This is a genomic window from Pseudomonas sp. GW821-FHT05D12, assembly GCF_059419825.1.
Genome location: NZ_JBWKSN010000027.1, coordinates 21,665 through 32,191 on the forward strand (window position 1 = coordinate 21,665; position 10,527 = coordinate 32,191).

The window sequence follows — 10,527 nt, forward strand, 5'->3', positions numbered from 1 at the left end:
GATGAAGATCGGCGAACTGGCCAAACTGACCGACTGCCCGGTGGAAACCATCCGTTATTACGAAAAGGAAGGCCTGCTGCCGCCGCCGGCGCGCACCGAGGCCAACTACCGCGTGTACACCCAGGCGCACAGCGAGCGGCTGGTCTTTATCCGCAACTGCCGCAGCCTCGACATGACCCTAGAGGAAATCCGCAGCCTGCTGGGGCTGCGCGACAGCCCACAGGACCAGTGCGAAAGCGTGAATGCGTTGATCGACGAGCATATCCACCACGTGAAAGCGCGGATCGACGGGCTGTTGGCGCTGCAGGAACAACTGCTGGACCTGCGCCAGCGCTGTGGCGGCGGGCCAGAATGCGGGATATTGCAGCGGCTGGAGGTCAGCGGAAGCGTGCTGGCCAGCGAGGCCGAGCCTTCACACGTGGGCCGAAGCCACGGGCATTGACTCAAGCGAACACAGAACCCAATGTGGGAGCTGGCTTGCCAGCTCCCACAGTTCAGACCAAGGCAGTTTTTAAATGGCGACGTCAGCCTTGATGCTCGGATCAGCGTCGTAGCCCACGATCTCGAAGTCCTCGAACTTATAGTCGTAGATCGACGCAGGCTTACGCTTGATCACCAGCTCCGGCAGCTTCTTCGGCGTGCGCGCCAGCTGGGTGCGGATCTGCTCCATGTGGTTGCTGTAGGCATGGGTATCGCCGGTGGTGACGATGATCTCGTGCGGGATCAGGTCGCACTGCTGGGCCAGCATATGGGTCAGCAACGCCAGTGCGGCAGTGTTGTACGGCAGGCCGAGGAACACGTCGGAGCTGCGGATATACAGCTGCATCGACAGATGACCGTCATGCACGAACGCCTGGTACAGCAAGTGGCACGGCGGCAGGGCTTGCTTGCCGTTGCGCGCGTTTTCCTGCGGGCTCTTGGTTTCGTCGGGCAGGTACTCGACGTTCCAGCCGTGGAACAGGATGCGGCGGCTGTTGGGGTTGGTCTTGAGCGTGTGGACCATGTAGTCGATCTGGTTGATCGTGCCGCCGTCCTTGGTCGGCCAGGCGGTCCACTGCTCGCCGTACACCGGGCCCAGGTCGCCGTCTTCGGTGGCCCATTCGTCCCAGATACGCACGCCGTTTTCATTCAGCCACTTGATGTTGGTGTTGCCGCTCAACATCCAGATCAATTCGTTGGCGATGCTTTTGAAGTGAAGCTTCTTGGTGGTCAGCAGCGGGAAGCCGTCGGCCAAGTTATGCCGATACTGACGGGCGAACACGGCCTTGGTGCCGGTGCCGGTGCGATCGCCCTTGGTCAGGCCATTGGTCACGACGTCGTTCAGTAGTTCGAGATATTGCTTCATGTGTTTACCCGTATCGTTGAAGCCGAGACCTCCTGGCCTCGGCGTTCGAATTTAAAGCGCGGTGTTCTTGATCGGCTGTGGACGGTTGTAGGCCCACCACAACAGGCCCAGGCCGCCGAGGATCATCGGCAGGCTGAGGATCTGGCCCATGGTCACCCAGCCCCACGCCAGGTAGCCCAGCTGCGCATCCGGCACGCGCACGAACTCGACGATGAAACGGAAGATCCCATAGAACAGCGCGAACATCCCTGACACTGCCATGGTTGGGCGTGGCTTGCGCGAGAAGATGTACAGAATGAGGAACAGTGCCACACCTTCCAGGGCGAACTGGTACAGCTGCGACGGATGGCGCGGCAGTTGCGCCGGGTCGCTGAACGGTGGGAACACCATGGCCCACGGCACGTCGGTCGGCTTGCCCCACAGCTCGGCATTGATGAAGTTGCCAATCCGCCCGGCGCCCAGGCCGATCGGCACCATCGGCGCGACGAAGTCCATCAGTTGGAAGAACGACTTGCCATTGCGACGGCCGAACCACCAGGCGGCGATCATCACACCGATGAACCCACCGTGGAACGCCATGCCGCCCTTCCACACTTCAAAGATCAGCGTCGGGTTGGCGATGTACGCCGACAGATCGTAGAACAGCACATACCCCAGTCGCCCGCCGACGATGACGCCCATCGACAGCCAGAACACCATGTCGGAGAGCTTCTCCTTGGTCCAGGTCGGGTCGAAACGGTTCAGGCGGCGGGAGGCCAGCAGCCAGGCCCCGCCGATGCCGATCAGGTACATCAACCCGTACCAGTGGATTTTCAGCGGACCGATGGCCAGGGCCACCGGGTCGATCTGCGGGTAAGGCAGCATTGCGACTCCTCGTTAATCATTCGATAGTGCGACCGGACCATGCCCGTGCGCGATTAAGCCTGCGTTACAACAAAAAGTTTAAACCGACGCAAAACAACAATCCGGCGAACAGCCGCTTGAGCAAACGCGGCGACAACCGATGTGCCAGGCGTGCGCCGAAGCGGGCGAACACCATGCTGGTCAGGGCGATGCCCAGCAGCGCCGGCAAATACACGAACCCTAGACTATGAGCGGGCAAGAGCGGGTCATGCCAGCCCAGAATCATGAAACTTAATGCACTGGCCACGGCAATCGGCAGGCCACAGGCCGATGAAGTGGCCACCGCCTGCTGCATCGGCACGCTGCGCCAGGTCAAGAACGGCACGGTCAGCGAGCCGCCGCCAATCCCGAAAATCGCCGAGGCCCAGCCGATCACCGAGCCGGCTACGGTCAGGCCGACCTTGCCCGGCACCGTGCGGCTGGCCTTGGGCTTGACCTCCAGGGCCAGTTGCACGGCCACCAGCAGGGCAAACACCCCAATGATCTTCTGCAGATGCGGGCCGGAAATCGCCTCGGCGGTCAGCGCACCAAAACCGGCGCCGATCAGGATACCCAAGGTCATCCACAGGAAGATCGGCCAACGCACCGCGCCACGCCGGTGGTGCTCACGCACGGCATTCACCGAGGTGAAGATAATCGTCGCCAGGGACGTGCCCACGGCCAGGTGCGTCAGCACCTGCGGGTCGAAGCCCTGCAAGGTAAAGCTGAACACCAGCACCGGCACGATGATGATCCCGCCGCCCACGCCAAACAGCCCGGCGAGCACGCCCGCACAGGCGCCGAGTAGCAAATACAGGAGAAATTCCATGGGAGCCCCCAAACCAAGTCCGGCATGTTAACGGATGGAAGGCATGCGACCCAACTGGATACGATGGAACGCCGCTGCCTGTATGGGTAGAGTGGCTAAAAACACAAAAGGGAATCGCCTGATGTGCCTGATTGTTTTCGCCTGGCGGCCGGGCCACGCCCAACCGCTGATCGTCGCGGCCAACCGCGATGAGTTCTACGCCCGCCCCAGCCTGCCGCTGGCCCAGTGGCCGGATGCGCCAGCTATCTACGCCGGCCGCGACCAGGAAGCAGGTGGCACCTGGCTGGGGGTCAATGCCGATGGGCGGTTTGCCGCCCTGACCAATATCCGCGACCCGCATCAGCCGCCGGCACGCAAATCGCGCGGTGAACTGGTCTCACGTTTTCTCAGCGGATCGCTGCCGATTGACCAATATCTCGCCGACGTTAACGGACGTTCGATTGAATATGCCGGTTTCAACCTGCTGGTGGGCACGCGGGATGCGTTATGGCATTACAACGCCAACCACACCGAGCCGACGCAGTTGAAGGCTGGGATTTATGGATTATCCAACGCAGGGCTGGACACGCCGTGGCCCAAGTTGCTCAAGGCCAAGGCAGCATTGAGCGAGCTGCTGGACGATCCGCAGCCGGAGGCCTTGCTGGCGATCTTGAGCGACCCGCAGACCGCGCCATTTGCCGACTTGCCGGATACCGGCGTGGGACTGGCGATCGAGAGCCTGTTGTCGAGCGTGTTTATTGCGAGTCCCAGCTACGGGACAAGGGCGAGTACGGCGTTGATTGTGAATGCCGACGGCACGCGGCGGATGGTGGAGCGCAGTTTCGGCCCGCACGGGGGACGTTTGGGTGAGGTGGAACTGAGTATTTGACGGCGCCTGGATTGGCGCCATCGCCGGCAAGCCGGCTCCTACAGGGGAATGCATTCCAACGGTAGGAGCTGGCTTGCCAGCGATGTCTAGAGGGTCTTGGCAGAAGCCGGGTTGATCATCCGCGTCAGCCCCAGGTTCTTCAGCGCCAACTGCAGCGAACTGTGGATAACTTGCGGGTTGTCGATGGTCATCAACTCCGCCAGCAGGTCCTTGGCCATGCTTAGTTCGACCTGGCGCAGCATCCACTTCACCTTCGGCAGGTTGGTGGCGTTCATCGACAGGCTGTCAAAGCCCATCGCCATCAACAGCACCGCCGCCGCCGGGTCGCCGGCCATTTCACCGCAGATACTCACCGGCTTGCCTTCGGCATGGGCGTCGCGCACCACGTGCTGCAGGGCTTGCAGCACCGCCGGGTGCAGGTAGTCGTAGAGGTCGGCCACCCGTGGGTTGTTACGGTCCACGGCCAGCAGGTACTGGGTCAGGTCATTGGAGCCCACCGACAGGAAGTCCACCTGGCGCGCCAGCTCCTTGGCCTGGTACACCGCTGCCGGAATCTCGATCATCACGCCGATCGGCGGCATCGGCACGTCGGCGCCTTCGTCGCGCACTTCGCCCCAGGCACGGTGGATCAGGTGCAGGGCCTCTTCCAGCTCATGGGTGCCGGAGATCATCGGCAGCAGAATGCGCAGGTTGTTCAGGCCCTCGCTGGCCTTGAGCATGGCGCGGGTCTGCACCAGGAAGATTTCAGGATGATCGAGGGTGACGCGGATACCGCGCCAGCCGAGGAAGGGGTTGTCTTCCTTGATCGGGAAATACGACAGTGACTTGTCGCCGCCGATGTCCAGGCTGCGCATCGTCACCGGTAACGGGTGGAAGGCGGACAGTTGCTCGCGATAAATCGCCAGCTGCTCCTTCTCACTCGGGAAACGCTGGTTGATCATGAACGGCACTTCGGTGCGGTACAGCCCCACCCCTTCAGCACCGCGCTGCTGCGCACGGGCCACATCGGCGAGCAGGCCGGTGTTGACCAGCAGCGGCACGCGATGGCCATCGAGGGTCACGCACGGCAACTCGCGCAACGAGTCGAGGCCCAGCGCCAGTTGTTTCTCTTCCTCGACCACCTCGGCGTATTGCTTGCGCAGCACTTCGCTGGGGTTGGTGAAGACTTCACCGCGATGGCCATCGACGATCATGTCGATGCCGTCGACCTTGGAATACGGCAGGTCCACCAGGCCCATCACCGTCGGGATGCCCATGGCCCGGGCCAGGATCGCGACGTGGGAGTTACCCGAACCCAGTACCGAGACCAGGCCCACCAACTTGCCTTCCGGCACTTCGCCGAGCATGGTCGCGGTCAGTTCTTCACTGATCAGAATGGTGTTGTCGGGGTAGACCAGGTTGGTGGTGCGGTCTTCCTGCAGGTAGGCCAGCAGACGGCGACCGAGGTCACGCACATCCGAGGCCCGTTCGCGCAGGTAGGCGTCGTCCATCAATTCGAAACGGTTGACGTGATCGGTGACCACCTGGCGCAGCGCGCCCTGGGCCCACTGGCCGGTCTTGATCACGGTCTTGACTTCGTTACCCAGGGACGCGTCGTCGAGCATCATCTGGTACACGTCGAACAGCGCGCGTTCTTCAGGGCGCAACTGCGTGGCCAGCTTGGTCGACAGGTTGCGCATGTCGGCGCGCACGCCTTCCAGGGCAGTCTTGAACAGTTTGATTTCAGCGTCGATGTCATCGACGGTCTTGTCCGGCACCACATCCAGGTCGGCCGGCGGCAGCATGACCACGGCGGTACCGACCGCCGCACCCGGCGAACCCGGCACGCCGACGAACTTGGCTTCCTGGATGCCTTTGCCCTGGCGCCCCAGGCCGCGAATCGAGCCGGTGGCCTCGGCGTGGGCAATAACCCCGGCGAGCTGCGCGCTCATGGTCACGAGGAAGGCTTCTTCACCTTCGTCGAACTGGCGGCGTTCTTTTTGCTGGATGACCAACACGCCGACAACGCGGCGGTGGTGAATGATCGGTGCGCCGAGGAACGAGGCGTAGCGCTCTTCGCCGGTTTCGGCAAAGTAGCGATAACGCGGGTGATCGGCGGCGTTTTCAAGGTTCAGGGGTTCTTCACGCGTCCCCACCAGGCCCACCAGACCTTCATTGGGCGCCATGCTGACCTTGCCGATGGAGCGCTTGTTCAAGCCCTCGGTGGCCATCAGCACAAAACGGTTGGTCTCGGGGTCCAGCAGGTAAACCGAGCAGACCTGGCTGCCCATGGCTTCCTTGACGCGCAACACAATAATCCCCAACGCCGCCTTGAGATCCTTGGCGGAGTTAACTTCCTGGACGATCTTGCGCAGCGTATTGAGCATGGCTCGGGGTCGAACTCCGTCGTCAGTCGCGCGCTAAAAGGCGCGGGGCAAGCTCTTTGAGAGCGCGACGATAAACCTCGCGCTTGAATGTCACCACCTGGCCCAACGGGTACCAATAGCTGACCCAGCGCCAGCCATCGAACTCCGGTTTACCGGTCAAATCCATCCGCACCCGCTGCTCGTTGGAGATCAGGCGCAGGAGAAACCATTTCTGCTTCTGGCCGATGCACAGCGGTTGGCTGTGGGTACGCACCAGGCGTTGCGGCAAACGATAGCGCAACCAGCCACGGGTACAGGCCAGAATTTGCACATCTTCGCGCTCAAGGCCGACTTCTTCATTCAACTCACGGTACAAGGCGTCTTCAGGGGTTTCATCGGGGTTGATTCCGCCTTGAGGAAACTGCCAGGCATCTTGGTTGATTCGGCGAGCCCATAGCACCTGTCCGGCATCATTCGTAAGAATAATCCCGACATTAGGACGGAAACCATCGGGGTCGATCACGGCAACAACCTCGCAAACGCATGTCGCCGCATTGTTCCACAAAGGTTGCTGAAGCGGCAACGAGGCTTCTTACCTTATGTGCACTCTTGTGAAAAGACCGTATTCTGGACGCCTTTTTACAGACTTTTCAGCGAGTAACTGCAATGCGCCTGGCTTTATTCGACTTGGACAACACCCTTCTCGGCGGTGACAGCGACCACGCCTGGGGCGATTACCTGTGCGAGCGCGGGATTCTCGACCCGGTGGCCTACAAGGCCCGCAACGACGAGTTCTACCAGGATTACCTGGCCGGCAAGCTGGACAACGCTGCCTACCTGAACTTTTGCCTGGAAATCCTCGGCCGTACCGAGATGGCCCAGTTGCAGGAATGGCACAACGACTATATGCGCGACTGCATCGAGCCGATCATCCTGCCGCTGGCCGTAGAGCTGCTGGCCAAGCACCGCGCCGCCGGTGACAAGCTGGTGATCATTACCGCCACCAACCGCTTCGTCACCGCGCCGATTGCCGCACGCCTGGGCGTGGAAACCCTGATCGCCACCGAGTGCGAGATGGAAAACGGCCGCTACACCGGGCGCAGCACGGATGTGCCGTGCTTTCGCGAAGGCAAGGTGACGCGCCTGAATCGCTGGCTGGAAGAAACCGGGTACACCCTGCAAGACAGCTACTTCTATAGCGACTCGATGAATGACCTGCCGCTGCTGGAGCAGGTGACGCATCCGGTGGCAGTGGATCCGGATCCGAATCTGCGCGCTGAAGCCGAGAAGCGCGGCTGGCCAGTCATCACCCTGCGCAACTGATACCCCTGTGGTGAGCGGGGCAAGCCCGCTCACCACAAAAAGGCCTACTTGTCACAGTAACCGCCTGAAGCCCTAGACCGGCTTGGCCCCCATCAACCCCGCAATCGCCACGAACCCCACCAGGCTGACCACCGCCAGCACCAGGGTGAAATTCAAACTGCCGCCCTCGCCTTTGCGCAGGCGATTGAGCCGTGCCACCAACCAGAACCAGGCCAGCGCCGCGACGGTATAGAGGATGCTGGAGCCCAGGATCCAGGTCTGCCCCAGTGGCCAGCCGATCAGGTGCACCAGCCACCAGCCGGTGAATGGCATGCTCAGCAGGCAAATCCCCATCAACAACCATACGAACGCCCACGGGCGCTGCACGGTCACCGCCGGGCCGGCGCTGCGTTTGCGCCAGGCCAGCAACGCCAGGCCGAGACCGCTGAGCAGCAGCAGGACCGTGGCGGTGATGTGGATAACTTTCAGGGTGGTCAGGGTTTCCATGTCTCGTCTTCCTTAAAGGCCGCCCCCATCAGCGTAGTCGCTCAACCGAGGAACAGTTTGTAGGCCGGGTTATCACTTTCATCCCAGTACGGGTAGCCGATCGCTTCAAGCGCTGCCGGCACCAGGTGACGCTCGTCCGCCGGAACCTGCAGGCCAGCGACCACACGGCCGTCTGCTGCGCCGTGGTTGCGATAGTGGAACATCGAGATGTTCCAGCGCCCGCCCAATTTGTTAAGAAAGTTGAACAAGGCCCCCGGACGCTCCGGGAATTCAAAGCGCAGCACCACTTCATCACTGACCTGGGCCGCATGCCCGCCGACCATATGGCGAATGTGCAACTTGGCCAGTTCGTTCTCGGTCAGGTCGAGCACCGGGAAGCCTTTGCTGGTAAGACTGGCGATCAGCGCGCTGCGCGGGTCATTTTCCGGATGCGTCTGCACGCCAACGAAGATGTGCGCCTCGCTGCCGGAGTGGTAGCGGTAGTTGAATTCGGTGATCTGGCGCTTGCCCACGGCCTCGCAGAACGCCTTGAAGCTGCCCGGCTTCTCGGGAATGGTCACGGCGATGATGGCTTCGCGACCCTCACCCAGCTCCGCGCGCTCGGCCACATGGCGCAGGCGGTCGAAGTTGACGTTGGCGCCGGAGTCGATGGCCACCAGGGTCTGCCCGGTGACGCCACGGGTCTCCACGTACTTCTTGATCCCAGCCACGCCCAGCGCGCCCGCCGGCTCGGTGATGGAGCGGGTGTCGTCGTAGATATCCTTGATCGCCGCGCAGATTTCATCCGTGCTGACGGTGATCACCTCATCTACGTAGTCTTTGCAGATGTCGAAGGTGTGCTGGCCGATCTGCGCCACCGCCACGCCGTCGGCAAAGATGCCCACGGTCGGCAAGACCACGCGCTCTCCCGCGGCCATGGCGGCCTGCAGGCAGTTGGAGTCGTCCGGCTCGACGCCGATGATCTTGATTTCCGGGCGCAGGTATTTCACGTACGCCGCGATGCCGGCGATCAGCCCGCCGCCGCCCACCGGCACGAAAATCGCGTCCAGCGGCCCTGGGTGCTGGCGCAGGATTTCCATCGCCACGGTGCCCTGCCCGGCAATGGTGTGCGGATCATCGTAGGGGTGGATGTAGACGTAGCCTTTTTCGTCGACCAGTTTCAGCGAGTAGGCCAGGGCTTCCGGAAAGGAATCACCGTGCAGCACCACTTTGCCGCCCCGCGAGCGCACGCCTTCGACCTTGATTTCCGGAGTGGTCTTGGGCATCACGATAGTCGCCTTGACCCCCAGCACCTTGGCCGCCAGGGCCAGGCCCTGGGCATGGTTGCCCGCCGACGCGGTGACCACGCCACGCGCGCGCTCCTCGGCCGTCAGTTGGGTCAGCTTGTTGTAGGCGCCGCGAATCTTGAACGAGAACACCGGCTGCAGGTCTTCGCGCTTGAGCCAGACCTTGTTGCCAAGGCGCTCGGAAAGCTGGCGGGCGGTCTGCAGCGGGGTTTCTACGGCAACGTCGTAGACGCGCGAGGTGAGGATCTTTTTGACGTACTGTTCAAGCATCGGCAGCATCACTGGGCGGGTTGGGCAGGGCCAAGGAGTCTAACCCAGCGTTTGGCCGGGAGACCACACGAATCCCAAGGTTTGTTGGGGTATACTCGCGCCCCTCTTTTACTCCCCGCCCGTTCCGGAGCCCGCATGACCCAGGATCAACTCAAACAGGCAGTGGCCCAGGCCGCCGTCGATTTAATCCTTCCCAAACTCGACGACAAGAGCATCGTCGGTGTCGGCACCGGTTCCACTGCCAACTGCTTCATCGATGCACTGGCCCAGCACAAGGGCGCGTTCGATGGCGCCGTGGCCAGCTCCGAAGCCACCGCCGCTCGCCTCAAGGGCCATGGCATTCCGGTGTACGAGCTCAACACCGTGAGCGACCTGGAGTTCTACGTCGACGGCGCCGATGAAAGCGACGCGCACCTGAACCTGATCAAGGGCGGCGGTGCGGCCCTGACCCGCGAGAAGATCGTCGCGGCCGTGGCCAAGACCTTCATCTGCATCGCCGACGCCAGCAAGCTGGTGCCGGTACTCGGCGCGTTCCCGCTGCCGGTGGAAGTGATCCCGATGGCCCGCAGCCACGTGGCCCGCGAGCTGGTGAAGCTGGGCGGCGACCCGGTGTACCGCGAAGGCGTGTTGACCGACAACGGCAACATCATCCTCGACGTGTTCAACATGCAGATCACCAACCCGGTGGAGCTGGAGACGCAGATCAATGCAATCGTCGGCGTGGTCACCAATGGCCTGTTCGCCGCGCGCCCAGCCGATGTACTGCTGCTGGGCACCCCCGAGGGCGTGAAAACCCTCAAGGCCTGACGCGTTACTCAATGTGGGAGCGGGGGGGGGGGGGGGGGGGGGGGGGGGGGGGGGGGGGGGGGGGGGGGGGGGGGGGGGGGGGGGGG

At 62.5% G+C, this 10,527-nt stretch carries 11 protein-coding genes; 4 read left to right on the forward strand and 7 right to left on the reverse strand.

The window, feature by feature from the left end:
* The first annotated feature begins 1 nt into the window (after position 1).
* Positions 2-442, forward strand: coding sequence for a Cd(II)/Pb(II)-responsive transcriptional regulator (gene cadR, locus AC07SI_RS29995; RefSeq protein ID WP_065902224.1), 441 nt, complete (start codon positions 2-4; stop codon positions 440-442).
* A 69-nt stretch (positions 443-511) separates the two neighbouring features.
* Here cadR and AC07SI_RS30000 read toward each other — a convergent pair whose 3' ends face one another.
* From AC07SI_RS30000 to AC07SI_RS30010, 3 genes are all read right to left on the reverse strand, one after another.
* Positions 512-1,345: a thymidylate synthase gene (locus tag AC07SI_RS30000; RefSeq protein ID WP_010207295.1), complete on the reverse strand. Its 834-nt coding sequence runs from the start codon at positions 1,343-1,345 to the stop codon at positions 512-514.
* Between the two features lie 51 nt (positions 1,346-1,396).
* Positions 1,397-2,209, reverse strand: a complete 813-nt coding sequence (gene lgt, locus AC07SI_RS30005) for a prolipoprotein diacylglyceryl transferase (RefSeq protein WP_065902226.1) — start codon at positions 2,207-2,209, stop codon at positions 1,397-1,399.
* A gap of 64 nt (positions 2,210-2,273) precedes the next feature.
* Positions 2,274-3,056, reverse strand: coding sequence for a sulfite exporter TauE/SafE family protein (locus tag AC07SI_RS30010; protein ID WP_065902229.1), 783 nt, complete (start codon positions 3,054-3,056; stop codon positions 2,274-2,276).
* Between the two features lie 121 nt (positions 3,057-3,177).
* Here AC07SI_RS30010 and AC07SI_RS30015 point away from each other — a divergent pair, with 121 nt between their 5' ends.
* Positions 3,178-3,924: an NRDE family protein gene (locus AC07SI_RS30015; RefSeq protein WP_495007095.1), complete on the forward strand. Its 747-nt coding sequence runs from the start codon at positions 3,178-3,180 to the stop codon at positions 3,922-3,924.
* 86 nt (positions 3,925-4,010) lie between these two features.
* Here AC07SI_RS30015 and ptsP read toward each other — a convergent pair whose 3' ends face one another.
* Positions 4,011-6,290 carry a phosphoenolpyruvate--protein phosphotransferase gene (ptsP, locus tag AC07SI_RS30020; RefSeq protein ID WP_065902236.1) on the reverse strand — a complete coding sequence of 760 codons (2,280 nt, stop codon included), beginning with the start codon at positions 6,288-6,290 and terminating at the stop codon, positions 4,011-4,013.
* A 22-nt stretch (positions 6,291-6,312) separates the two neighbouring features.
* A complete protein-coding gene (locus AC07SI_RS30025) occupies positions 6,313-6,792 on the reverse strand; it encodes an RNA pyrophosphohydrolase (RefSeq protein ID WP_003176750.1) in 480 nt (159 codons plus the stop codon).
* Between the two features lie 143 nt (positions 6,793-6,935).
* Here AC07SI_RS30025 and AC07SI_RS30030 point away from each other — a divergent pair, with 143 nt between their 5' ends.
* Positions 6,936-7,592: a histidinol-phosphatase gene (locus AC07SI_RS30030; protein ID WP_282397674.1), complete on the forward strand. Its 657-nt coding sequence runs from the start codon at positions 6,936-6,938 to the stop codon at positions 7,590-7,592.
* A 72-nt stretch (positions 7,593-7,664) separates the two neighbouring features.
* Here AC07SI_RS30030 and AC07SI_RS30035 read toward each other — a convergent pair whose 3' ends face one another.
* Together AC07SI_RS30035 and ilvA are read right to left on the reverse strand one after the other, a co-directional pair.
* Positions 7,665-8,078, reverse strand: coding sequence for a DUF2269 family protein (locus AC07SI_RS30035; RefSeq protein ID WP_106802361.1), 414 nt, complete (start codon positions 8,076-8,078; stop codon positions 7,665-7,667).
* Positions 8,079-8,119: 41 nt separating this feature from the next.
* Positions 8,120-9,634 carry a threonine ammonia-lyase, biosynthetic gene (gene ilvA, locus AC07SI_RS30040; protein WP_065902242.1) on the reverse strand — a complete coding sequence of 505 codons (1,515 nt, stop codon included), beginning with the start codon at positions 9,632-9,634 and terminating at the stop codon, positions 8,120-8,122.
* A 135-nt stretch (positions 9,635-9,769) separates the two neighbouring features.
* On the opposite strand from ilvA, the gene rpiA reads away from it, so the two are divergent.
* Positions 9,770-10,441: a ribose-5-phosphate isomerase RpiA gene (gene rpiA, locus AC07SI_RS30045; protein WP_065902245.1), complete on the forward strand. Its 672-nt coding sequence runs from the start codon at positions 9,770-9,772 to the stop codon at positions 10,439-10,441.
* The last annotated feature ends 86 nt before the right edge of the window (positions 10,442-10,527 follow it).